We start from the raw sequence: 22,928 nt of genomic DNA on the forward strand, positions 1-22,928 counted from the left end.
ACACGAAGGGAAGTATCCCGACGACCTGGTGCGTCAGCACGGTCCGGCCATCCGGACCCGCGCCAGGTGGCCCTCCCGGGTGGAGAAACCTTCGCGACATCCCTGTCATCCCTGACATCGTCACCGCGAAGGAGCGCACTCCCCCATGCCTCTCGGTTCCTCACTCGACTGGACCCTGCTGTTCGTCGCGATCATCGTCCTGCTCGCCGTCGACCTGCTGCTCACCCGCAAGCGCGACGAGATGCCGGTCAAGGTGGCCGCCGTCTGGTCGATCGCCTGGATCGCGATCGCCCTCGCCTTCGGCGGCGTGCTGTACCTGTTCGGCACCTCCGAGCAGGCGGGCACCTACCTCGCCGGCTACCTCGTGGAGAAGTCGCTGTCGCTCGACAACGTCTTCGTCTTCCTGGTCGTGCTCGGCGCCTTCGCCATCCCGACGCCGAAGCGTGTGCGTCTGCTGACGTACGGCATCGTGCTGGCGCTCGTGCTGCGCCTGATCTTCATCCTGGTCGGCGCCGCGGCGCTCGACGCCGCCTCCTGGTTGACCTACCCGTTCGCCGCGCTGCTCGCCTGGACCGGCTGGCGCCTCTGGAAGCACCGCAACGACCACGACGGTGACGAGAAGCTCGTCGAGGGCGTGAAGAACCGCATGACGATCGCCGAGGGCGACCACGGCGACAAGCTGATCGCCAAGGAGAACGGCAAGCGGATGCTGACCACGGCCGGCGCCGCGCTGGTGGCCATCGCCGTCGTCGACATCATCTTCGCCGTCGACTCCGTGCCCGCCATCCTCGGCATCACGACCGACACGTTCGTCGTGTTCGCCGCGAACGCCTTCGCCCTGCTGGGCCTGCGCCCGCTCTTCTTCCTGGTGGCGGAGCTGGTGGCCCGCCTGAAGCACCTCAAGGCCGCGCTCGCCGCGCTGCTGGTCTTCATCGCCGCGAAGATGGTCTACGGCGAGGTCCTCAACACCAAGGTCGGTGTGGAGTGGTCGCTCGGCGGCGTGCTGCTGATCCTGGGCGCCGGCGTCGTCGCCTCGCTCCCCGCGTACAAGCGCGAGAAGGCGCAGGAGGAGGACGCCAAGGTCCAGGAGGGCGACGAGCCGCTCGTCTGACCCTCACGCGAACGGCCCCCACGCAGCTGCGTGGGGGCCGTCGTCGTGTGCGGAGGTCAGAGTCCCATGCCGCGGCCGATGATCTCCTTCATGATCTCGGTCGTGCCGCCGTAGATCGTCTGGATGCGCGTGTCGAGGTACGCCTTGGAGATCGGGTACTCCGACATGAACCCGTAGCCGCCGTGCAGCTGCAGGCACCGGTCGACCGTCTTCTTCTGCAGCTCGGTCGTCCACCACTTGCCCATGGCGGCGTCGGCGACCGTCAGGTCGCCGCGGTTGTGCTGGGTGATCGACTCGTCGACGAACACCTGCGCGATCCGCGCCTCCGTCTCGAGCTCGGCGAGCACGAAGCGGCTGTTCTGGAACGAGCCGATCGGCTTGCCGAACGCCTTGCGCTCCTTGACGTAGTCGAGCGTCATGTCGATGGCCGCGCGGCAGGCGGCGGCCGCCACGACCGAGATCGACAGCCGCTCCTGCGGCAGCTTCTCCATCAGGTAGATGAAGCCCTGACCCGGCTCGCCGACGAGGTTCTCCTTCGGCACGCGCACGTCCTCGAAGTACAGCTCGGCGGTGTCCTGCGCCTTGAGGCCGATCTTGTCGAGGTTGCGACCGCGCTCGAAGCCAGGCGTACCCCGCTCGACGGCGATGAGGGAGAAGCCCATCGCGCCGGCCTCGGGGTCGGTCTGGCAGACCACGAGCACGAGGTCGGCGTTGATGCCGTTGGTGATGAACGTCTTGGAGCCGTTGATGACGTACTCGTCGCCGTCGAGCACGGCCCGCGTCTTGATGCCCTGCAGGTCCGAGCCGGTGCCCGGCTCCGTCATGGCGATGGCGGTGATCATCTCGCCGCTGCAGAACCTCGGGAACCAGCGCGCCTTCTGCTCGTCGGAGGCGTACGACAGCAGGTAGCCGGACACGAGGTCGGTCTGGATGACGAAGCCGATGCCGCTCGCGCCGATCCGGGTGACCTCCTCGGACAGGATCGCGTTGTAGCGGAAGTCGGTGATCCCGCCTCCGCCGTGCTCCTCGGGCATCATGAACCCGAGCAGGCCGAGCTCGCCGGCCTTCTCCCACACCTCGCGGGGGACGATGCCGTCCTTCTCCCACTGGTCGTGGTGCGGCGCGATCTCCTTCTCGCAGAACGTGCGGACGGTGTCGCGGAACGCCTCGTGGTCGGCGTCGAAGATGGTGCGCTTCATGGTGTGTTCCTTCCTAGGCCTGGACGGCGACGCCGTCGGCGATGAGGGTCTCGACGTCGTCGATGCCCCAGGCGGTCAGTGCCTCACGGGTGTTGGCGCCCGGCCCGACGGGCGGGGTCGTGAGGTGAGGTGCGGTGCGCGAGAAGCGCGGGGCCGGCGCGGGCTGCGTGGTGCCGTGGTGCTCCACGTAGGTGCCGCGGGCGACGTTGTGGGGGTGCTCGTACGCCTCGGTCAGCGGGAGCACGGGGTGCACGCAGGCGTCGGAGCCGTCGAAGACGTCGGTCCACTCGGCCTGCGTGCGCGACGCGAACCGGCGCTCCAGCTCGCCGCGCAGCGTGCCCCAGTCCTGCAGGTCGTACTGGCCGGGCAGGTCGCCCCCGACCAGCTCGACGAACGCGGCGAAGAACTGCGGCTCGAGCGGGCCGACCGACATCCAGCGACCGTCCGACGTCCGGAAGACGTCGTAGAACGGGGCGGCTCCGCCGAGCAGGTTCGTGCCGCGTCGGCCGTCCCAGATGCCGGCCTGCTGCATCGTCACGGCCATGGTCAGGAGGTGGGCGGTGCCGTCGGTGATGGCGGCGTCGACGACCTGGCCCTCGCCCGACGCGCGGGCGTGCAGCAGCGCCGCGAGCACGCCGGCCACCAGGTAGAGCGAGCCGCCGCCGAAGTCGCCCAGCAGGTTCATCGGGAAGGCAGGAGCGTCGTCGGGTCGTCGACCGAGCGGGTCGAGCGCACCGGCGACGGCGATGTAGTTCATGTCGTGCCCGGCCGTCTGGCTCAACGGGCCGTCCTGGCCCCACCCGGTCATCCGGCCGTAGACGAGCGCGGGGTTGCGGGCGAGGCAGTCGTCCGGGCCGATGCCGAGACGCTCGGTGACGCCCGGGCGGAAGCCCTCGAGCAGCACGTCGGCCTGCTCGACGAGCCGCAGCACGGTCTCGACGCCGCGCGGGTCCTTCAGGTCGAGGGCGACCGACGGTCGACCGCGGCCGAGCAGGTCCTGCTCGGGGCGCGTGACCTGCAGGCCACCCCCGCCGGGCCGGTGGACGCGCACCACGTCGGCGCCGAGGTCGGCGAGCATCATGGCCGCGAACGGCCCGGGCCCGATGCCGACCATCTCGACGACGCGTACGCCGTTCAGGGGTCCAGGGTTGATCGTCACACCACCATTGTGACAGTTGTACTGTCACGATGTCGAGCGCCCTCTGTGCTGACCCTCACCCTGTTCGGATACCGCCGGTATGTGGCAGCATCTCCCCGTGCACCCCGACCTCGCCTACACCCGCCGCGGCACCCCCGGTGCCCCTCCGCTCGTCCTCCTGCACGGCATCGGCCACCGTCGCCAGGCCTGGGACCCGGTGATCGAGGAGCTCGCCCGCGACTACGACGTCATCGCCCCCGACCTGTCCGGGTTCGGGGAGTCGCCCGCCTTCGCCGGTGGCGTCCGGTACTCGATGGACAACGCGTGCGACCACCTGCTGACCCAGTTCGAGCGGTGGGGCGTGACCAAGCCGCACGTCGCCGGCAACTCCCTCGGCGGGGCGATCGCCCTCGAGCTCGGCGCGCGCGGGCTGGTGGCGTCGGCTACCGCGCTCAGCCCCGCCGGCTTCTTCGGACCGATCAACCGCTTCCAGGCCCTGCTGCCCCTGTTCCTCATGCGGCTCTCGGCGATGGTCACGCCGAAGCGCCTCCTGCAGCGCCTCGCCGCCGACCTGCGCGGTCGCCGTGCCATCGGCTGGATCCTCTACGCCCACCCCGAGCGCCACGACGCCGAGCACACCTACGGCGACTCCCTCGCGCTCAAGCACGCCACCGCCTTCGAGCGGACGGCGAAGGAGGGCGTGATCTACCGCTTCGACAGCCAGGTGCCCGTCCCCGCGACGATCGCCTGGGGCACCCGTGACCGCATCCTGCCCTACGCGCAGTCGAAGGTCGCCCGCCAGCGCCTCCCGCAGGCCCGCCACGAGCCCCTGCCCGGCAGCGGGCACGTCCCCATGGCCGACGACCCCGAGCGCGTCCTGCGGCTCATCCGCGAGACCGCGGTCTGAGCACTCCCCACGATTCGGAACACCATCGCCCGTTCCTCGCCCAGGAATGGGCGATGACGTTCCGAAACGGCGGCACGTTCCTCAGATGATGGTCCCGACGTCGTCGCGGACGATGCGGCTCAGCGCGCGCTCGGCGACGGCCGCGATGGTCATCGACGGGTTGCAGGCCGCGGCCGAGCCGGGCAGCAGCGCGCCGTCGAGGACGTAGAGGCCCTTCTGACCCTTCACCCGACCCTCGTGGTCGCAGGCGTCACCCATGTTCATGCCGCCCATGGGGTGCCAGGTCGAGGGGACGAGGGCGTTCGTGTCGACCAGCAGGGTGTCGAGGCCGGCGATGGCCGCGACCCGCGGGGCGATCGTCCGCGTCTGCAGCTCCCGGTCGCCCTCGTAGCGCCACGACAGGGTCGCGTCGTCCGTGAGCGCGTTGTAGACGAAGCGCCCGCGCTCCCGGCTGACGCCGTAGGCGACCATCATCGTGCTGCGCAGGTCGAGGTCGAGCCCCGCGATCCCGATCGGCGGCAGCGACGCCTGGATGACCGTGTTCGCCGTGGCGGGGTCGGACCAGGCCTTGCTGCCGAAGACCACCGGTCCGCCCTGCGGCGTCGGGAAGGAGCCGAGCAGGCTGGTCCACACGTAGATGCGGTCGGCGTTCGTGCCGAAGCCGTGGCCGGTGGCGTCCGGCAGGTCCGGGATGCGACCAGTGGCCTTGGCCCGCACCAGCATGCGGCTGGTGCCACCGCTGCCCGCACCCATGACCAGGGTCGGGGTCGTGATGACCTGCTGCTCGAGCGGGGTGCCCCGCTCGTCCGTCCGGGTCAGCTCCACCTGCCAGGCACCGGTCGACGTGCGCGACACCGCGTCCACGCGGTGCAGCAGCCGCACCTCCAGCAGACCCGTCGCCTCGGCGGCCTTGAGGTAGGTGACGTCGAGCGACTGCTTGCCGCCGTTGTTGACCCCGAAGGCGCAGTCGCCATTGGTGTAGGACGGCTTCATCTCACCCCGCAGCTCACGCAGGGCGAAGCTCCAGTCCACCGGCATCGGGATGCGCTCGACGTCGAAGCCGGCGGCCTCCGCCCGACGCTTGAACTCCCGCGAGGTCGCGTAGTTCGGGCTGTCGACGATGCCGTCGGGCGCGGTCTGCAGACGCAGCATCCGGGCGACCGTGGCGTAGTGCCCGACCATCTCGTCGTAGTCGAGCGCGGCCGGGAACTCGTGCTCGAACACCGCCCGGGAGGGCTGCAGCGACATGCCCTGGTACGTCAGCGAGCCACCGCCGTAGCCGACCCCGCTCATGATCGACATCGTCGGTCCGAGGAGCGTGTTGAACAGGCCGGCGTAGGGCGCGAGCGACACGGGGCGACCGAAGAGCCGCGGCGCGGACCCGTAGAAGAGGGCGCGCTGGTCGATCGTCTTGACCGTCGGGAAGGTGTCGCTGTTCGGTCCGCTGGGCCAGCGGCGGCCCTGCTCCAGCAGCGTGACGGGAACACCGGCCTGCGTGAGGCGCAGCGCGGTGACCGCTCCACCGAAGCCCGAGCCGATGATCACGACGCGCCGCTGCTCACGGGTCAGGCGAACCCTCGCCGACGCCGGGCGGGCGCTGGCCCCGATCGTCGCTGCGACGGCCGCCATCCCTCCCGCGGCGAGGACGGTGCGACGGGAGGCGACGGACGACGGGCTCTGGCTCTCGGCAGACATGCAACGAAGGTTTACACCTGTCTCGTTTGAGTGGTCAACCCCTGGCGCACCGCCGTCTAGCATGGTGGGATGACGCACGGGACAGCGCAGCGCGCCGACGCCGTGCGCAACCGTCGCGCCATCCTCGACGCCGCCGGCCGGCTGCTCCTCGAGCACGGCGACCTGTCCATGACCGACCTCGCCCGCACCGCCGGCGTCACCCGGCCCACGCTCTACCGCCACTTCCCCGACCGAGAGCACGTGCTCGACGCCCTCGCGCGCGACCTCGGCCCGCTCGTCGTGGCCCGCCTGCTCGAGACCTTCGAGGGACTCCCGCTCGCCGACGCGTTCGACCGGCTCGCGGCCGACGTCGTCGACGTCGCCCGCCAGCACCGCGAGCTGCTCGACGCCGGCCACCGACAGCTGCACGAGCTGGCCCGGCTGATCGTGCCGGGCGAGCCCATCGCGCGACTGCTCGAGGAACGACGCACCTCGGGAGAGCTGCGCCCCACGCACGACGTCGACTGGCTCGCCCGATGCATCCGGGCCCTGTGCCTCACCGCCATCGACGACACGCGCCCCGCGGAGGTCGTGCGGGCGGACCTCGCCCGCTCGCTCCAGGCCGTGACGTCCTAGCTCAGGCTCAGGTACCCGACGCGAACCGGGCCGGGGTCGTGCCGACCGTGCGGCGGAAGTGCCGCGTCAGGTGCGCCTGGTCCCAGAACCCCGCCTCGACGGCCGTCTCGGACACGGAGGTCCCGCGCAGCAGGAGCCGTCGGGCCGTGTCGACCCGCCGACCGACGAGGTAGCGGTGCGGCGCGATGCCGTACGTCTGCGTGAAGGTGCGCGCCAGGTGGGCCGGCGAGCGACCGAGCAGACGACCCGCCTCCTCGAGGCTCAGGCCGTCGGTGACGTGCGCGTCGAGCAGGTCACGCAGCGCCCTCGCGGCCGGCGCGTCCGAGGCGTCGGCACCCGCGTCGTGGCGCAGGACGACGTCGCGCAGCCCCAGCAGCAACGACTCGGACTGCCACGCGTCAGCAGGTCCGTCGAGCACGGCGTGCAGCTCCTCCACCAGCCCCCGCGCCCGCGGCACGACGGGCTGGTCGACGGCGCGACCGGTCATGGTCGGTGGCAGCCAGTCGGCCTCGAGGTAGAGCACCCGCTTGCGGAACCCCAGACCGGCGCGCGCCGACCTGCCGTCGTGGGCGACGTGCGGGGGCAGCAGGCTGACCCGTCGCTGGGGGGACGTGCGGGGGTGGCGGTCGAGGTCGTAGGTCACGCACCCCTCGTCGACCAGCAGCACCGTCCACGTGTCGTGGGTGTGCGCGGGGTACGCGTGGCCGGTCATCGTCGCGTGGAAGACCTCGCGCACGAGCGGCACGTCAGGCGCCCACGCCCGCACCCTCTCGACCATGCTCGGAACGTACAAGACGGGAGGTCATCGCAAGGCACATCGTGTCGGTCATGGAAGAGATCCGCTTCGACACCAAGATCGCCGTCGTCCTGCGGGACGACCTCCTGCCCTGGCAGGAGCTCAACGTGACCGCGTTCCTCGTGAGCGGCATCGCCGCGAACCCCGAGCTGCTCGGCGAGCCGTACGAGGACGCCGACGGCCAGCGCTACCTCCCGCTGCTGCGTCAGCCGGTCGTCGTGCTCAGCGCCGACGCCGCGACCCTCGCGCGCGTGCACGCGAAGGTCGTGACCCGGGGCATGCCGCTGGCCGTCTACACCCACGACATGTTCTCGACCGGTCACGACGCCGCCAACCGCGCGACGGTGGCTGCCGTGCCGACCGCCGAGCTCGACCTCGTCGGCATCGCGGTGCACGGTCCGAAGAACCCCGTCGACAAGGCCCTGAAGGGCACGCGGCTGCACGACTGACGGGCATACGCGCAGGGCGCACGACGTTGCCGACGACGTGGACGTCCTGCAGAGCGTGGTCATCGGTGCCGGTCAGGCGGGGCTCTCGGCGTCGTACCACCTGGCCCGACGGGGCGTCGAGCACGTGGTCCTCGACGCCGACGACGCACCGGGCGGAGCCTGGCAGCACCGGTGGGACGCGCTGACGATGGCCGACGTGCACGGGGTGGCCGACCTGCCCGACGCCCCGCGCCCACCGGCCGAGGGGCACGAGAGGGCCAACGTGTTCGTCCCCGCGTACTTCGCGGCCTACGAGCGCGAGCACCACCTGCCGGTCGAGCGACCGGTGGCGGTCGACCGGGTCGACTCCGACGACGAGCTCCTGGTGGTTCGTGCCGGCGAGCGGACGTGGCGCACCCCGACCCTGGTGAACGCCACGGGCACCTGGCGTCGCCCGTTCGTGCCGCGCTACCCCGGCCAGGAGCTGTTCCGCGGCGAGCAGCTGCACACCGTCGACTACCCCGGGCCCGAGCACTTCCGCGGGAAGCGGGTGCTCGTCGTCGGCGGCGGCGCGTCGGCGGTCCAGTTCCTCGGCGCGCTGCGTCCGATCACGGACACCCTCTGGGCGACCCGACGCGAGCCCGTGTGGCGCACCGAGCCGTTCGACCCGGAGGCCGGCCGCGAGGCGGTGGCCCGGGTCGAGGAGCGGGTGCGGGCGGGGCTGCCGCCGCGCAGCGTGGTGAGCGTGACCGGCCTGATGCTGCGCGAGCAGGAGCGGGAGGCCGAGCGGCTCGGCGCCTACGAGCGGCTGCCGATGTTCGACCGGCTCGTCGCCGACGGCGCGGTGTGGGGCGGCTCCCCGGCGGGGGTGCCGGGCCGTGGGCGGCGGGGCGCCCCGGCGGGGGTGCCGGGCCGTGGGCGGCAGATGGAACGGTTCGAGCGCGTCGACGTCGTGCTGTGGGCCACCGGCTTCCGGCCCGACGTCGACCACCTCGCACCGCTGCACCTGCGCTCGCCCCGCGGCGGCATCCAGCTGGGCGCCACGCTCGCGACGTCGACGACGTCCGTCGCCGACCCTCGGGTGCAGCTGGTGGGCTACGGACCCTCGGCGTCCACGATCGGCGCCAACCGCGCCGGGAGGATCGCTGCGAGTGCAGTGGTGCGGACGCTCAGCGCTCGCGCTGACGCTTGAGCGACCACGGCTCGAGGTGCTCGTAGCCCTTCACCGACACCCGCCGCGTGCGCCGGAGGCGGAACTCGTCGTGGTCGAGCAGCTCGGCCAGGTCGGCGTCGACGAGCACGCGGGCGGGGCGCGCCACGGAGGTCAGGCGCGCCGCGATGTTGACCGTCGAGCCGAACACGTCGCCCAGGCGCGCGAGCACCGGGCCGTGGGCGAGGCCGACGCGGACGTCGGGGAACTGCTCGTCGGCCTCGGCCCGCTCCACGAGCTCGAGCGCGAGGAGGGCCCCCTCCGTCGGGTCGTCCACGGTGAACAACGCCTCGTCGCCGATCGTCTTGATCACCTGCCGCGCCGTGCTGCACGACCAGCTCGGTGACGACCCGCTCGAACCACTCGACCATGGCGCCCAGCGCGCGGGGGCTCATCTGCCGGCTGCGCGACGTGTAGCCGACGATGTCGACGAAGCCGACCACGAGCTGGCGCTCCGTCTCCGAGCGCACGTCGCGCAGGGCGATCCGCGACGCCGTGGCGAGCAGGTGACGACGCCAGACGTATCCCTGCACCTCCTCGACCATCGGGATCACCTCGGCGAGCACGTCGAGCGGCGGCTGCTCGCCGTCCTCGGCGGTCTGCAGCACGCCGAGCAGCAGCCTGGTCTGCCAGTCGGCGAGCCGGGCGAACGTCCGGCCCAGGGAGCGCACGAACTGCGGGAGCCGGTCCTCCTCGAGCACGCCGAGGTCGATCAGCCGTTTCGTCACCCGCAGCGCCTCGACGTCGGCCTCGGTGAAGGCAACACGGTCGTCCTCGACCTCGGGGAAGCCGAGGTAGCGCCACAGGCTGTTGGCGAGGTCGAGGTCCATGCCGGCCCGGTCGGCGACCTCCCGCTGGGTGAGCGTCGGGGCGCTGTCGAAGAGGTACTCGCCGGCGACGTCGATGAGCAGGCTCGGGTCGAACGCGGACTGTTCCGCGTGCTCGTTCATGCCAGGAAGGATAGGTCCAGATCGACGGCCCTGGGGCAGCCGAGCAGGGCGAGGGTGGAGTCGAGCTCGGCGACCAGCTGCTCCAGCACCGCCTGGGCGCCCGCGCGACCGTCGCGCGCGAGACCCCACAGGACGGGACGCCCGACGAGGGCCGCGTCGGCACCGAGGCACAGGGCCTTGGCGACGTCCCACCCGCGACGGATCCCGCCGTCCACGAGCACCGCGGCCCGGCCGGCCACCGCGTCGACGACCGGCGGCAGCGCCTCGGCCCCGGTGAGCACGGTGTCGAGCTGTCGGCCGCCGTGGTTCGACACGATCACGCCCGCCGCGCCGACGTCGACGGCCCGCTCCGCGTCGTCGGGGCGCAGGATGCCCTTGAGCAGCAGCGGCATGCCGGCCGCCTCGGCGAAGGCGTGCACGTCGTCCCAGGTGAGCGTGGGGTCGTGCATGGCGAAGATCTGCTCGGTCGTCAGCGGGGTCCCGCCCGGGTTGAGCGCGATCGGGTGGGTGATGCTGAACCCGGTGCGCTTGTCGCGCTCGCGCCAGCCGGCCACCGGGAAGTCGACGGTGAGCACGAGCGCCTCGTAGCCGGACTCCCGCGCCTCGGCGACGAGGTCGAGCGAGACCTGCCGGTCCTTGAACACGTACAGCTGGAACCAGCGGTCGGGGCCCGCCACCTCGGCCACGTCGCGCGGCGCCGTCGTGGTCTGCGACGACAGCACGAAGGTCGACCCGGTCGCCGCGGCGGCCTCGGCGGTGCCGCGCTCTGCGTCCTCGTGCGCGTGCCGCTGGTAGGCCATCGGGGCGACGACGAGCGGGTGGGCGCGACGTCGGCCGAGCAGCTCGACCGACAGATCCCTCTCGCCGACGTCGACCAGCACCTTCGGCGCGAGCCGCACGTCGCTCCAGCTGGTCTCGTTGGCGCGCAGGGTCAGCTCGTCGCCCGCACCTCCCGCGAAGTAGCCGTACGCGCCCGCGCCGAGCAGGTCCTCGAGGTCGTCCATGCCGTCAGGCTAGTCGCGGAACCGCGCCAGGAAGGCTGCGGTGCGCGGGTCCTGCGGGGCGTCGAACAGCTGCTCCGGCGGCCCGATCTCGACGATCTCCCCGTCGGCGAGGAAGGCGACGACGTCGCTGGCCTCGCGGGCGAACGCCATCTCGTGCGTCGCCATGACGACCGCGATGCCGTCGGCGCGCAGGCCCTTGACGACGTCGAGCACCTCGCCCACCAGCAACGGGTCGAGGGCCGACGTGATCTCGTCGAGGAGCAGCACCTCCGGGTCCATCGCGAGCGCACGGGCGAGCGCGACCCGCTGCTGCTGGCCGCCGGACAGTGCGTCGGGGTACGCGCCGGCCTTGTCGGCCAGGCCCACCCGCTCCAGGAGCACGAGCGCCCGCTCGCGCGCGGCCTGCCGCGAGACCCCCGCCGCACGGGTCGGCGCGAGCACGAGGTTCTGCAGCACGCTCAGGTGCGGGAAGAGGTTGTAGGCCTGGAACACGATGCCCACGCGACGTCGCACGGCGTCGACGTCGACCCGGGGGTCGGTCACGTCCTGCTCGGCGCCCGACTCGTCGGCCAGCCAGACCGTGCCGTCGTCGACGGTCTCCAGCAGGTTGAGGCAGCGCAGCAGCGTCGACTTGCCGCTGCCGGAGGCGCCGATGAGGCAGACCACCTGGCCCGGCTCGACCGTGAGGTCGATGCCGCGCAGCACCTCGGTGCCGTGGTAGCTCTTGCGCAGCTGCTCGATCCTCAGCATCAGAGCCCTCCTGCCTCGCGGCGCATGCTGCGGACGGTCAGCCAGTCCGCCAGCCGGGCCAGCACGATGGTCGCGGCGATGAACAGGACCGCGGCGACCACGAGCGGCGTGAACACGAAGTCGCGGTTGGAGATGATGTTGGCCTGCCGCAGCGCCTCGACCAGGCCGATGACCGAGAGCAGCGCGGTGTCCTTCTGCAGCGACACGAAGTCGTTGAGCAGCGGTGGCGTCACCCGGCGCAGGGCCTGCGGGAGCACCACGTGGCGCAGGGTGCGTCCGTACGACAGGCCGAGCGCGCGTCCGCTGGCCCACTGCGTGGGGTGCACGGACAGGATGCCGGCGCGGATCACCTCGGCGACGTACGCGCCGTAGCTGAGGGTCAGGGCGATGACGCCGAGCCAGAACAGGCTGGTCGGGGCACCCGCGAGGTCGAGGGCCGGGACGCCGAACCCGACCAGCAGGACGACGAGCAGCGTCGGCGTGCCGCGGAAGACGTCGGTGTAGATCGTCGCCAGCAGCCGCAGCGGCGCCATCGCCGGCGACGGCACCACGCGGACCACCGCGACCACCAGCGCGACGACGAGGATGAACACCTCGCACACGACGAACAACCGGACGTTCAGCCAGAACGCCTCGGTGATCGGGCCGACCGAGTCCTTCGCGTCCTGCCAGTCGAAGAAGGTGCGCTGGACCCGGTCCCAGCCGGGTGAGCTGACGACGCCGAGCAGGAGCAGGCCGAGGACCACGACCGTCGAGACCGCGGCGACCGACCCGCGCCGCAGCGCCCGGGAGCGGCGGTACCGCTCCCGGGCCTGCTGGCGCTCGCTCGGCTGGTGGGTGCTCAGGACTGGCTCAGCTCGGGCACGTCGACGGCGTCCGACAGCCACTGCTGCTGCAGCTTCTCGAGCGTGCCGTCGTCCTTCAGCGCGTCGACGGCGGCGCTCACGCACGGGGTGAGCGCCGAGTCCTTGTCGAGCAGCAGGCCGAACTCCTCGGACTCACCCGTGCGCGGCTCGAACTGCCCGACGAGCTTCGCGCCGTCGAGCTCGGCGGCGACGAGGTAGAAGGCCGACGGCACGTCGGCGATGATCGCGTCGACCTGCCCGTTCTGCAGGGCCTGGGCGGCCTTCGTGGTGTCGTCGTAGACGAGCGGGTCGGTCGTGAGCCCGAGCTGCTGCGTGGCCTCCAGCGACGTGGTGCCGACCTGCGCACCGACCTTGGCGTCCTTGAGGCCCGCGAGGCTCGTGACGTCGGCGTACTTGGAGTCGGCGAGGGTGATGACACCCTGCTTGGCCTTGTAGTACGGGCTGGAGAAGTCGACGACCTTCTCGCGCTCGCTCGTGATGGAGAACTGGTTGATGTCGAAGTCGAACGACTTCGCGCCGGGCTTGATCGCCTCGTTGAATCCCTGGGTGACCCAGGTGACCTTCTCGGGCGCGAAGCCGAGCTTCTCGGCCACCGCGCGGGCGACGGCACCCTCGTAGCCCTTGCCGTTCGTCGGGTCGTCGTCGGTGAACCACGGCTCGTAGGCCGGCGAGTCGGTCGCGATGGTCAGCGTGCCGGCCTTGTAGAGGTCCAGGTCGGCGGGCTTGCACTGGTCGAGGGAGACCGAGGAGGAGCTGTCGGACGAGGGCGACTCGTCGGCGGGGGCGCAGGCGGTGGCCAGGGCGAGCGTGGCAGCAGCGGCCGCGAGGGGGGTCAGGCGCATGCCGGAAAGCGTACGGCGCGCCTCCTGTCAGGAGTCGAAGTGCCCGCTCAGTGGACCGAGGATCGGCTTCCAGTCGCGCACCACGTGCTCGGCGACGAAGCCGGCGGACACGAACGGGTCGGCAGCCACGAGCGACTCGACCTGCTCGCGCGTGTCGGCGCGGAAGACGAGCAGCGCCTCGCGGCTGCTCGACGCCGGACCGCTCACGAGCAGCTCGGGCAGGTGGGCGAGGTAGTCCCGGTGCTCGGCGCGCAGCGTCGCGAGCTGGTCCTCGGGGGCTCCGTAGGTGTAGGTCACGGCGAAGATCGACATGACGTCAGCGTAGGCGCCACAGTTGCTGTGCAACTGGTTGCATATGTACCCTCGGACGCATGGCCCTGGAGCACGCGATCCTCGTGTCCCTCGCGGAGCGCTCCGGCACGGGCTACGAGCTCGCCCGCCGCTTCGACGCCTCCATCGGCAACTTCTGGAAGGCCAGCCACCAGCAGATCTACAAGGTGCTCGGTCGCATGGAGGCCGACGCGCTCGTGACGTCGCAGACCGTGACCCAGGACGGTCGGCCCGACAAGAAGGTCTACGCCCTGACCGACGCCGGTCGCTCCGAGCTGGCGCGGTTCACGACCGAGCCGTCGGCACCCGAGCCGCTGCGCTCCAGCTTCGCCGTGAAGCTGCGCGCGCTCGAGCACGGCGACCGCGAGGCGATCCTCGCCGACGTGCGCCGCAAGCGGGCCCACCACGCCGAGCGGCTCGCCTACTACGAGACGAGCGCCGAGCGCTTCTACCCCGACCCCGACTCGCTCGACCCCGCCGACGTCGGCCCCTGGCTCGTGCTGCGGGGCGGCATCATCGGCGAGCAGACGGCGCTCAGCTGGTGCGACGAGATCCTCGAGCGCCTCGAAGGGCGCGCACCCCGATGACGAGGACGCAGATCCCGAGCGTCATCGCCGTGGCGATGAGCACGGCGTGCACCCACAGGAACGACGTCGGGGCGCTGCTCCACGCCTCGCCCGACCACGCCCGGTCGTCGTCGACGATCGCCTTCGCGAACCGCGGCCAGATGACCACGTTGAACACGCCCGCCACGACCAGCACCCACGCCGAGACTCTCGAGATCACAGGACCAGTATGAGCAGCCCGTTCACCCAGCCCGACCACCCGGACTACCCGCACCTGCTGACGCCGCTCGACCTCGGTCACACGACGCTGCGCAACCGGGTGGTCATGGGCTCGATCCACAGCAAGCTCGAGGACCGGCGCAAGGACCTGCCGAAGCTCGCCGCCTACTTCGCCGAGCGCGCCAAGGGCGGCGTCGCCCTGTCGGTCACCGGCGGCTTCTCGCCCAACCGCACCGGCTGGCTGCTGCCGTTCGGCGGCACCATGAACAACCGCTCGTTCGCCGACGCGCACCGTGTGGTCACCGACGCCGTGCACGAGCACGACGGCAAGATCGCGATGCAGATCCTGCACGCCGGTCGGTACGGCTACCACCCGTTCGTGAAGAGCGCGTCGCGGCGCAAGAGCCCGATCAGCCCGTTCCGGCCGCGCGCGTTCTCCGCGAGGGAGATCGACCGCACCGCCACCGACTTCGCGAAGGCCGCGGCCCTGGCGAAGCGCGGCGGGTACGACGGCGTCGAGATCATGGGCTCCGAGGGCTACCTCATCAACCAGATGATCACGGCCCGCACGAACACCCGCGACGACGCGTGGGGCGGCACCGCCGAGAAGCGGATGCGGTTCCCCCTGGAGATCGTGCGGCGCACGCGCGAGCTGGTCGACGAGGACTTCATCGTCATGTACCGCCAGAGCCTGCTCGACCTCGTCGACGACGCGCAGTCGTGGGACGAGACCGTCGAGCTCGCGCTCACGCTGCAGCAGGCGGGCGTCTCGATCATCAACACCGGCATCGGCTGGCACGAGGCGCGGGTGCCCACCATCGTCACGTCGGTGCCGCGCGCGGCGTTCGTGTCGTACACCGCGCGGCTGCGCGAGGCCCTGCACGAGAACGGCACTCCCGTGCCGGTCGTCGCCTCCAACCGCATCAACACCCCCGAGGTCGCGGAGGGCATCGTCGCCTCCGGCCAGGCCGACCTCGTCTCGATGGCCCGGCCGCTGCTCGCCGACCCCGACTTCGTCGCGAAGGCCGCCGAGCGGCGCAGCGACGAGATCATCACCTGCATCGCGTGCAACCAGGCCTGCCTCGACCACACGTTCAAGAACCAGCGCGCCAGCTGCATGCTCAACCCGCGCGCCGGGCACGAGACCGAGCTGGTGCTGCTCCCGACGCAGCGCGCCAAGCGCGTGGCCGTCGTCGGCGCCGGACCCGCGGGACTGGCGGCCGCCGTCGAGCTGGCCGGCCGCGGTCACACGGTCGAGCTGTTCGAGGCCGACGAGACGATCGGCGGGCAGTTCAAGCTCGCCGCGCGCATCCCCGGCAAGGAGGAGTTCACCGAGACCCTCCGCTACTACACGCGCATGCTCGAGGTGCGTGGCGTGACCGTGCACCTCGGCCGTCGGGCCGACGTCGAGTCGCTGCGCCCCTTCGACGAGGTCGTGCTCGCGACCGGCGTCGAGCCGCGCGTGCCGTCGATCCCCGGCCTCGACTCCGGCGTCGGCCCCACCGTGCTGCGCTACGACGAGGTCGTCGGCGGCGGCGCCGAGGTCGGACAGGCCGTCGCCGTGCTCGGCGCCGGCGGCATCGGCTTCGACGTCGCCGAGTTCCTCCTGCACGACCCGCACGAGTCGCTCGAGCACTGGATGGAGCGCTGGGGCGTCACCGATCCCGACGTGCACGTGGAGGGCGGCTCGCGCGGCGGCCTGACCACCAAGGTGCAGGCGCCTCCGCGTCGGCAGGTCTACCTGCTGCAGCGCAAGCACAGCGCGCACGGCAAGGGCCTGGGCAAGACGACCGGCTGGGTGCACCGCCAGACGCTCAAGGACTCCGGCGTCGACTTCGTCGGCGGCGTCACCTACGACCGCGTCGACCACGAGGGCCTGCACGTCACCGTCCGCTCGAGCGAGAAGGACGAGACCGGCGAGGAGCTCTTGCTCAAGGTCGACACCATCGTCCTGTGCACCGGACAGGAGTCGGTGCGCGACCTCGTCGAGCCGCTCGAGGCGGCCGGCGTGACCACCCACGTGATCGGCGGCGCCGACGTCGCCGCCGAGCTCGACGCGAAGCGCGCCATCAAGCAGGCCACCGAGCTGGCCGCGCGCCTCTGAACCCCGCACCACGAGAGAGGGAGAACACCATGTCCACCACCCCCGGACAGACCACCCAGGTCCGACTCGCCGCCTACCCGGACGGCGAGCCCCAGGACTCCGACTTCGAGACCGTCACCGTCGACCTGCCCGAGCTGCAGGACGGCCAGGTGCTGCTGCGCTCGATCTACCTGTCGCTCGACCCGTACATGCGTGGCCGGATGAGCCAGGCGAAGTCGTACGCCGCCCACCTCGAGCTCGGCGACGTCGTGCTCGGCGGCACCGTGTGCGAGGTCGTCGAGTCGCGCGCCGAGAACCGCAAGCCCGGCGACGTCGTCCTCGCCTTCATCGGCTGGCAGACGCACGCCGTCGTCGACGCACGGCAGATGAAGCGCCTCGACCCCTCCACCGCGCCGGTCTCGACCGCGCTCGGCGTGCTCGGCATGCCCGGGTTCACCGCCTACGCCGGCCTGCTGGAGATCGGCAGGCCCGCCGAGGGCGAGACCGTCGTCGTCGCCGCGGCCGCCGGACCGGTCGGCTCGGCGGTCGGCCAGATCGCCCAGCAGAAGGGCGCGCGGGCCGTCGGCATCGCCGGCGGCGAGGAGAAGGTGCGCCTGCTGCGCGAGCACTTCGGCTTCGACGTCGCCCTCGACCACCGCTCCCCGACGTTCGTCGACGACCTGAAGGCAGCCACCCCCGACGGCGTCGACGTCTACTTCGAGAACGTCGCGGGCCCGGTCGGGGAGGCGGTGCTGCGCCGGATGAACACCTACGGTCGCGTGCCGGTGTGCGGTCTCGTGGCGAACTACAACGGTCCCGCCGCGTCCTCGTTCGGCTTCCCGGCGTTCATGGGCGCGGTGCTGGCGAAGAGCCTGACGGTGCGCGGCTTCATCCAGGACGAGTTCGTGCCCACCCACACCGAGGCGTTCACCCGCGAGATGGGCCAGTGGGTCGCGAACGGCGACGTCGCCTACCTCGAGGACGTCGTCGACGGGCTCGGGAACGCCGTCGACGCCTTCCGCGGCCTCCTCACCGGCCGCAACGTCGGCAAGCTCCTCGTGAAGGTCGGCGACGACCCCACCCGCTGACCCCACCCCCTCCGCTGGACGCGTATCGAGACCACCCGGCAACTGCCCAGCGCGGGTCAGCTCCCCAGCGGAAGCCCAGAGTGGTCTCGATACGCCCGACCGAGCTCCTTCGTCGCCGGTCGGCCTACTCGACCAGCGGTGGGTCTCGCCGGTCGAGTAGCAGGGACGAGCTTGCGAGGTCCCTGCGTATCGAGACCACCCGGCAACGGATCAGCGCGAACCGGCTCCCAGCGACAGCCCAGAGTGGTCTCGATACACCTCCCCTCGCTGGCGCTCGTGGAGGCACTCGACCAGCGGTGGATACTGCTGGTCGCTGCGTATCGAGACCACCCGGCAACGGATCAGCGCGAACCGGCTCCCAGCGACAGCCCAGAGTGGTCTCGCTCCGTCGCGGCTACGCCCCTCCTGCGACGGCTCCAGCACCTCCCCTCGCTGGCGCTCGTGGAGGCACTCGACCAGCGAGACTTTCCGCCTACTCGACCAGCGAGACGTTCCGCGGGTCAGGCGGCGGCGTCGAGGCGGGCGGCGCGGCTGCCGCGGGGGACGGCGACGCGCAGGACGTTGCGCTCGACCGTGACCTCGGCGGGGGTGGTGGCGGCGATCTCGCCGTCGAGGTTCACCGGCAGCGGCTCGTCGGTGACCACCCGCACCCGGCGGGTCGTGAGGTGGTGCACCCGCTCGTGCTCGACGAACCGGCCGCTCTTGAGCAGCCGCGCGATCGACACGTGGTCGGCGAGCCGGCCGCGCTCGATGGCGTAGACGTCGAGCAGGTGGTCGTCGAGCGACGCGTTCGGCGCGACGGTGTTGCCGCCGCCGTAGTGCCGACCGTTGCCGACCGCCAGCTGGAGGAGGTCGGTCAGCTCGACCGGGTCGTGGTCGCCGTCGGGGAACTCCAGGCGGGCCGCGAAGCCACGGTGCTGGCGGAACGCGCCGAGCGTGGCCACCGGGTACGCGACGGGTCCCAGACGACGCTTCAGGCCCGGGGTGAGCCGCTCGGTGACGGCGACCGACAGACCGATGGACGCGACGTTGACGAACGCGCGACCGTCGACGCGCCCGAGGTCGACGTCGACCACCTCGCCGTCGAGCACCGACGCGACCGCGGCGCCGACGTCGGCGGGGATCTCGAGGGTGCGGGCGAAGTCGTTGGCCGTCCCGAGCGGCAGCACCGCGAGCACCGTCGACGTCCCCGCGACGCGAGCCGCGGCGGCCGAGACGGTGCCGTCACCGCCGCCGACCACGAGCAGCTGCGGCTCGTCGGCCGCGACGCGGTCGAGCGTCTCCACCAGCTCTGCGCCGGAGTGGACGGCGTGGGTGCGCACGACGGCGCGGTCACCGACGAGCCGCGTCGCACGCTCCAGCGCCGTCGCCCCCTGCCGGGCCCCCGTGTTCACCACGAGGTCGACGACGGCGTCAGGACGGGCGAGGAGCGTGCTGAGATCCATGACCTCCACGCTAGGCACCGTCGATGAGCGGACGATGAGGTCAGGATGTGGATCCTCTCAGGATCTCCTCGACGATCTCCACGGCACGCGCGGCGCCACCCGCCCGGCCCAGCTGCGCGGCGACCTCGCGCGACCGTGCGCGCACCTCCTCCGACGTGACCGTCGCGTAGGCGTCACGCAGCGCGTCGACGGTGGCGTCGGCGGTGTCCAGCCGGACGGCCACGCCGAGGGACACGAGCGCGTCGGCATTCTCGAACTGGTCCACGGCCTGCGGCACGGCGATCATCGGCGTCCCCGTCACGAGGCCCTCGCTGGACCCGCCCATGCCGGCGTGGGTGACGAACACGTCGGCGACCTCGAGCATCTCGCGCTGGGCCACCCACGGGTGGACCTCGACGTGAGCGGGAAGGGGCGTCCCACCGGACACCTCCTCGACCGTGACGTCGCGACCCACCTGGAGCACGAGCCGTGTGTCGGGCAGGGCGGCGAACGCGGCGAGGCAGGCGCGGTAGAACGCCGGCTGGCGGGTGAAGGCGCTGCCCAGGGAGACCAGGACCAGCCGCCGGTCGTCCGACGGCGACCACAGCGTCGGGTCGGCGCGCCGGACGGCCGGACCGACGAACGTGTACACGTCACGGTCGACCCGATCGGCGTACGGCTGCAGGGCCTCCGGCACGACCACGACGCTGCGCGCCGGGTGCGCCACCCACAAGAGCGGGTCCGCGTCGACGCCGTGGTCGGCCAGCATCCGTGCGGCGTCGGCCAGGTACGCCTGACCCCGGGGGTCGGCGCGGACGCCGTCCAGGAACTCGGCCATGTCGTCCTCGTAGCCCTGCCAGGCGACGTAGGTGGGCGACAGCTGCAGCTCCGGCACGCCACGCTCGACCGCCAGGAGACGTGCGGGTACGCCGGCGATGTCGTGGAGCACGAGGTCGGCCGGGTCGCGGTCGAGCAGGCTCTCGACGGCGGGCAGCATCGCCTCGTACTCGCGCTGGAAGAGGGCGAGGTGGTCGACGGCGTCGGCCTGGTCGTCGAAGGCGTGGTCGGCCAGGACGGAGGGGTAGGGCATGCAGGTCGCGCCGAGCGCCTCGACCTGCGCGGCCCAGGACGCGTCCTGGACGTAGCTCACGCGGTGCCCCCGCTCGACGAGGCGGCGCACCACCTCGGCGTGCGGGTTGACGTGGCCGGGCGCGGGGATGCTCGCCATCACGACGTGGGCCATGGCCGGCTCCTCTCAAACTGAACGATACGTTTCGTTTCGTCACGGTAGCATGGTCCCGTGCCAGCCTCGCCCTCGCGCCGGTCCGACCGCGCCCGTACCGCCGTCCTCGACGCGGCACTCGCCCTCGTCGTCGAGGTGCCGTACGCCCGGCTCACCATGGAGGCCATCGCCGGTCGCGCGGGGGTCAGCAAGGCCACGCTCTACCGGTGGTGGACGTCGAAGGGCGAGGTCGTCGTCGAGGCGCTGGCCGAGCAGAACCGGCAGCAGTCTGCCTACGCACTGCCCGACACCGGCGACCTGCGCACCGACCTCGGCGCGGTCCTGCGCGCCATCGTCGACGAGCTCGCCGACCCGACCTACGACGCGCTGCTGCGGGCCCTCAGCGTCGAGACGCTCCTCGACCCGCGCCTGCGCGACCAGGTGCTGGAGACCATCTTCCGGCCGCAGCTGGCGACGTTCGCCGACCGGTTCGCGGTCGCGCGCGAGGCCGGCCAGATCGGCGACGTCGACCCGCTCGAGGCGATGGAGCTGTTCGTCGCACCGGTGTTCCACCGCTGGCAGCAGGGCACCGCGCCGCTCACGCACGCCTACGCCGACCGGGTGGCCGCCCGTGCCGTCAAGGCGCTCGACATGCGAACTTCCTGAGAATCCCTAGCGTGGAGCTACCGGACGCAACCGGTCCGGTACCCAACCGAAAGGAACTGTCATGGGACTCATCACGCTTCTCATCGTCGGCCTCGTCGCCGGCCTCCTCGCCCGCGCGATCGTCCCCGGCAACGACTCGATGGGCATCCTCGCCACCATCGTGCTCGGTGTCGTCGGCTCGTTCGTCGGCGGCATGATCGGCGCCCTGTTCTCCTCGCGGAGCGTGCTGGACTTCACGACCAGCGGCCTGATCCTGTCGATCGTCGGCGCCATCGTGGCGCTGCTGATCTACCGCCAGGTCCGCGCGCGCGCCTGACCCGCGACCTCGAGACCCCGCACCGCTCAACGGTGCGGGGTCTCGTCGCGTCCGCCCTCGTGTCGGCGGACGCTGCCATCCTGGCCGCATGAGAGTCCACCTCCTGCGTGCGGTCAACGTCGGTGGAGCGACGCTGCCGATGGCCGAGCTGCGTGAGCTCGCCGCCGACCTCGGCGCGAGCGACGTCCGCACCCACATCGCGTCCGGCAACCTGCTGTGCACCCCGCCCACCGAGCCCGCCGTGTTCGACCGCGCGCTCGAGCAGGCGATCGAGGCACGCTTCGGCTTCTTCCGCGAGGTCGTGTCACGCTCGCCCGACGAGCTGCGCGCCGCCCTGGCCGACCACCCCTTCGAGGTAGTCGAGCCCAAGCTCTCGCACGTCTACTTCCTGCTCGACGAGCCGACGCCCGACGCCGTCCGCGCGTTCGAGGCGGAGGACTGGCGCGGCGACGATGTCCGGGTGCTGGGTCGCGACCTGCACGTGCGCTACCGCGACGGGGTGGCCGGCTCCCGGATCACGCCGGCGCGGGTGCAGCGACTCCTCGGGCACCACGGCACCGGACGCAACCTCACCACGGTGCAGAAGCTGATCGACCTCGCCTAGGGTCGGAGCATGCTGCCGTTCCACCAGGTCGACGTCTTCTCCGACACGCTCGGCCTGGGCAACCCGGTCGCCGTCGTCCACGCGGCCGACGACCTCGACGACGCCACGATGGCCGCGTTCGCCCGGTGGACGAACCTCAGCGAGACCACGTTCCTGCTCCGCCCGACCGACCCGGCGGCCGACTACCGCGTCCGCATCTTCACGCCCGGTCGGGAGCTGCCGTTCGCCGGCCACCCGACGCTCGGCACGGCGCGCGCCTGGCTCGAGGCCGGGGGTGCACCCCGCTCCGACGACGCACTGGTCCAGGAGTGCGGGGTGGGGCTGGTGAGGGTGCGGCGCGACGGCGAGCGGCTGGCGTTCGCCGCCCCCGATCGTGCTCGCGCAGGACGCGGTCGACCCCGCCGAGGTGGCCGCCGTCGTCGCCACGCTCGGCCTGGGGCCGTCCGACGTCGTCGGCGCGCACTGGTGCGACAACGGCCCGGGCTGGATGGGCCTCCTGCTGCGCGACGCCGACCTCGTGCTCGGGGTCGACGGTGCGCGCGCCCACCTGCTCGGCGCGTCCGGCGCGCACGACAAGGTCGGGCTGGCCGGGCTGCACGCCGACGGCTCCGACGTCCAGCTCGAGGTGCGCGCGTTCTTCCCCGGCGGCGTCGGCGAGGACCCCGTGACCGGCAGCCTCAACGCCGCGCTCGCCCAGTGGCTCGTGGCCGACGGTGTCCTGCCCGAGCACTACGTCGCCGCCCAGGGCACCGCCCTCGGCCGCCGCGGCCGGGTGCACGTCGACGTCGTCGACGGCACCGTCTGGGTCGGCGGGCACACCGTCGTCGGCGTGACCGGCACGGTCGCATTGTCCTAGGCACGCGCTCCTCGACGCGACCGTCCTGCGCCTGGTACCGATG

The 22,928-nt window shown here is 72.0% G+C and carries 25 protein-coding genes and 2 pseudogenes; 13 read left to right on the top strand and 14 right to left on the bottom strand.

Going from position 1 to position 22,928, the window contains the following annotated elements:
* Nucleotides 1-145 precede the first annotated feature (145 nt).
* A complete protein-coding gene (locus tag QE370_RS04705; protein ID WP_309633613.1) occupies nucleotides 146-1,111 on the top strand; it encodes a TerC/Alx family metal homeostasis membrane protein in 966 nt (321 codons plus the stop codon).
* Nucleotides 1,112-1,167: 56 nt separating this feature from the next.
* On the opposite strand, the gene QE370_RS04710 is transcribed toward QE370_RS04705, so the two are convergent.
* Nucleotides 1,168-2,310, bottom strand: a complete 1,143-nt coding sequence (locus tag QE370_RS04710) for an acyl-CoA dehydrogenase family protein (RefSeq protein ID WP_309633614.1) — start codon at nucleotides 2,308-2,310, stop codon at nucleotides 1,168-1,170.
* Nucleotides 2,311-2,323: 13 nt separating this feature from the next.
* Complete coding sequence (locus QE370_RS04715; protein ID WP_253024520.1) at nucleotides 2,324-3,469, bottom strand: CaiB/BaiF CoA-transferase family protein; 1,146 nt, start codon at nucleotides 3,467-3,469, stop codon at nucleotides 2,324-2,326.
* A gap of 97 nt (nucleotides 3,470-3,566) precedes the next feature.
* Between QE370_RS04715 and QE370_RS04720 the strand changes: the two genes are divergently transcribed.
* Entirely contained in the window at nucleotides 3,567-4,355 is a 789-nt protein-coding gene (locus tag QE370_RS04720; RefSeq protein WP_253024532.1) for an alpha/beta fold hydrolase, read from the top strand.
* An 81-nt stretch (nucleotides 4,356-4,436) separates the two neighbouring features.
* Here QE370_RS04720 and QE370_RS04725 read toward each other — a convergent pair whose 3' ends face one another.
* Entirely contained in the window at nucleotides 4,437-6,050 is a 1,614-nt protein-coding gene (locus tag QE370_RS04725; RefSeq protein ID WP_309633615.1) for a GMC oxidoreductase, read from the bottom strand.
* Between the two features lie 69 nt (nucleotides 6,051-6,119).
* Between QE370_RS04725 and QE370_RS04730 the strand changes: the two genes are divergently transcribed.
* A complete protein-coding gene (locus tag QE370_RS04730) occupies nucleotides 6,120-6,665 on the top strand; it encodes a helix-turn-helix domain-containing protein (RefSeq protein WP_309633616.1) in 546 nt (181 codons plus the stop codon).
* Nucleotides 6,666-6,672: 7 nt separating this feature from the next.
* On the opposite strand, the gene QE370_RS04735 is transcribed toward QE370_RS04730, so the two are convergent.
* Nucleotides 6,673-7,443, bottom strand: coding sequence for an AraC family transcriptional regulator (locus QE370_RS04735; RefSeq protein ID WP_309633617.1), 771 nt, complete (start codon nucleotides 7,441-7,443; stop codon nucleotides 6,673-6,675).
* Nucleotides 7,444-7,493: 50 nt separating this feature from the next.
* Between QE370_RS04735 and QE370_RS04740 the strand changes: the two genes are divergently transcribed.
* Together QE370_RS04740 and QE370_RS04745 are read left to right on the top strand one after the other, a co-directional pair.
* Nucleotides 7,494-7,910 carry a DUF2000 domain-containing protein gene (locus QE370_RS04740; protein WP_289016691.1) on the top strand — a complete coding sequence of 139 codons (417 nt, stop codon included), beginning with the start codon at nucleotides 7,494-7,496 and terminating at the stop codon, nucleotides 7,908-7,910.
* 37 nt (nucleotides 7,911-7,947) lie between these two features.
* Nucleotides 7,948-9,081, top strand: coding sequence for an FAD-dependent oxidoreductase (locus QE370_RS04745; protein ID WP_309633618.1), 1,134 nt, complete (start codon nucleotides 7,948-7,950; stop codon nucleotides 9,079-9,081).
* On the opposite strand, the gene QE370_RS04750 is transcribed toward QE370_RS04745, so the two are convergent.
* The 7 genes and pseudogenes from QE370_RS04750 to QE370_RS04775 all read right to left on the bottom strand — a co-directional run bounded on the left by QE370_RS04750 (nucleotide 9,059) and on the right by QE370_RS04775 (nucleotide 13,823).
* Complete coding sequence (locus QE370_RS04750) at nucleotides 9,059-9,412, bottom strand: adenylate/guanylate cyclase domain-containing protein (protein ID WP_309633619.1); 354 nt, start codon at nucleotides 9,410-9,412, stop codon at nucleotides 9,059-9,061. The two genes, QE370_RS04745 and QE370_RS04750, sit on opposite strands and share 23 nt — an antisense overlap.
* Before the next feature lie 373 nt (nucleotides 9,413-9,785).
* Nucleotides 9,786-10,049: pseudogene (locus QE370_RS18145) on the bottom strand (adenylate cyclase regulatory domain-containing protein); the annotation flags it as partial.
* Nucleotides 10,046-11,053, bottom strand: coding sequence for an alpha-hydroxy acid oxidase (locus tag QE370_RS04755; RefSeq protein WP_309633620.1), 1,008 nt, complete (start codon nucleotides 11,051-11,053; stop codon nucleotides 10,046-10,048). The pseudogene QE370_RS18145 and the gene QE370_RS04755, both read right to left, overlap by 4 nt.
* Before the next feature lie 9 nt (nucleotides 11,054-11,062).
* Entirely contained in the window at nucleotides 11,063-11,803 is a 741-nt protein-coding gene (locus tag QE370_RS04760; protein WP_309633621.1) for an amino acid ABC transporter ATP-binding protein, read from the bottom strand.
* Nucleotides 11,803-12,690, bottom strand: a complete 888-nt coding sequence (locus tag QE370_RS04765) for an amino acid ABC transporter permease (RefSeq protein WP_253024550.1) — start codon at nucleotides 12,688-12,690, stop codon at nucleotides 11,803-11,805. The genes QE370_RS04760 and QE370_RS04765 overlap by 1 nt, the downstream gene beginning before the upstream one ends.
* Nucleotides 12,645-13,511 carry an ABC transporter substrate-binding protein gene (locus tag QE370_RS04770; protein ID WP_253024552.1) on the bottom strand — a complete coding sequence of 289 codons (867 nt, stop codon included), beginning with the start codon at nucleotides 13,509-13,511 and terminating at the stop codon, nucleotides 12,645-12,647. The genes QE370_RS04765 and QE370_RS04770 overlap by 46 nt, the downstream gene beginning before the upstream one ends.
* A 27-nt stretch (nucleotides 13,512-13,538) precedes the next feature.
* Nucleotides 13,539-13,823 carry a YciI family protein gene (locus QE370_RS04775; protein ID WP_253024553.1) on the bottom strand — a complete coding sequence of 95 codons (285 nt, stop codon included), beginning with the start codon at nucleotides 13,821-13,823 and terminating at the stop codon, nucleotides 13,539-13,541.
* Between the two features lie 59 nt (nucleotides 13,824-13,882).
* Here QE370_RS04775 and QE370_RS04780 point away from each other — a divergent pair, with 59 nt between their 5' ends.
* Entirely contained in the window at nucleotides 13,883-14,428 is a 546-nt protein-coding gene (locus QE370_RS04780) for a PadR family transcriptional regulator (protein WP_253024554.1), read from the top strand.
* Here the strand turns inward: QE370_RS04780 and QE370_RS04785 are convergent.
* Entirely contained in the window at nucleotides 14,376-14,627 is a 252-nt protein-coding gene (locus QE370_RS04785; RefSeq protein WP_253024555.1) for an SCO4848 family membrane protein, read from the bottom strand. The two genes, QE370_RS04780 and QE370_RS04785, sit on opposite strands and share 53 nt — an antisense overlap.
* A gap of 9 nt (nucleotides 14,628-14,636) precedes the next feature.
* On the opposite strand from QE370_RS04785, the gene QE370_RS04790 reads away from it, so the two are divergent.
* Together QE370_RS04790 and QE370_RS04795 are read left to right on the top strand one after the other, a co-directional pair.
* Nucleotides 14,637-16,730 carry an NADPH-dependent 2,4-dienoyl-CoA reductase gene (locus QE370_RS04790; RefSeq protein ID WP_309633622.1) on the top strand — a complete coding sequence of 698 codons (2,094 nt, stop codon included), beginning with the start codon at nucleotides 14,637-14,639 and terminating at the stop codon, nucleotides 16,728-16,730.
* A 29-nt stretch (nucleotides 16,731-16,759) separates the two neighbouring features.
* The gene (locus QE370_RS04795; RefSeq protein WP_309633623.1) at nucleotides 16,760-17,797 is read left to right on the top strand and encodes an NADP-dependent oxidoreductase; all 1,038 of its coding nucleotides are present in this window, start codon (nucleotides 16,760-16,762) and stop codon (nucleotides 17,795-17,797) included.
* Nucleotides 17,798-18,297: 500 nt separating this feature from the next.
* Here the strand turns inward: QE370_RS04795 and QE370_RS04800 are convergent, their stop codons facing one another.
* Nucleotides 18,298-19,242, bottom strand: a complete 945-nt coding sequence (locus tag QE370_RS04800) for a lipid kinase (protein ID WP_309633624.1) — start codon at nucleotides 19,240-19,242, stop codon at nucleotides 18,298-18,300.
* A 40-nt stretch (nucleotides 19,243-19,282) separates the two neighbouring features.
* Nucleotides 19,283-20,464, bottom strand: a complete 1,182-nt coding sequence (locus QE370_RS04805; protein ID WP_309633625.1) for a macrolide family glycosyltransferase — start codon at nucleotides 20,462-20,464, stop codon at nucleotides 19,283-19,285.
* 57 nt (nucleotides 20,465-20,521) lie between these two features.
* Here QE370_RS04805 and QE370_RS04810 point away from each other — a divergent pair, with 57 nt between their 5' ends.
* The 5 genes and pseudogenes from QE370_RS04810 (at nucleotide 20,522) to QE370_RS04830 (ending at nucleotide 22,885) form a co-directional block, all read left to right on the top strand.
* A complete protein-coding gene (locus tag QE370_RS04810) occupies nucleotides 20,522-21,109 on the top strand; it encodes a TetR/AcrR family transcriptional regulator (RefSeq protein ID WP_309633626.1) in 588 nt (195 codons plus the stop codon).
* A 61-nt stretch (nucleotides 21,110-21,170) separates the two neighbouring features.
* Nucleotides 21,171-21,425: a GlsB/YeaQ/YmgE family stress response membrane protein gene (locus QE370_RS04815; protein WP_309633627.1), complete on the top strand. Its 255-nt coding sequence runs from the start codon at nucleotides 21,171-21,173 to the stop codon at nucleotides 21,423-21,425.
* An 88-nt stretch (nucleotides 21,426-21,513) separates the two neighbouring features.
* On the top strand, nucleotides 21,514-22,029 hold the full coding sequence (locus tag QE370_RS04820; protein ID WP_309633628.1) for a DUF1697 domain-containing protein: 516 nt from the start codon (nucleotides 21,514-21,516) through the stop codon (nucleotides 22,027-22,029).
* A 9-nt stretch (nucleotides 22,030-22,038) separates the two neighbouring features.
* Nucleotides 22,039-22,311: pseudogene (locus tag QE370_RS04825) on the top strand (PhzF family phenazine biosynthesis protein); the annotation flags it as partial.
* A gap of 91 nt (nucleotides 22,312-22,402) precedes the next feature.
* On the top strand, nucleotides 22,403-22,885 hold the full coding sequence (locus QE370_RS04830) for a PhzF family phenazine biosynthesis protein (protein ID WP_309633629.1): 483 nt from the start codon (nucleotides 22,403-22,405) through the stop codon (nucleotides 22,883-22,885).
* Nucleotides 22,886-22,928: the final 43 nt, after the last annotated feature.

Origin of the sequence: Aeromicrobium sp. SORGH_AS_0981, assembly GCF_031453195.1 — a bacterium.
GTDB lineage: Bacteria > Actinomycetota > Actinomycetes > Propionibacteriales > Nocardioidaceae > Aeromicrobium.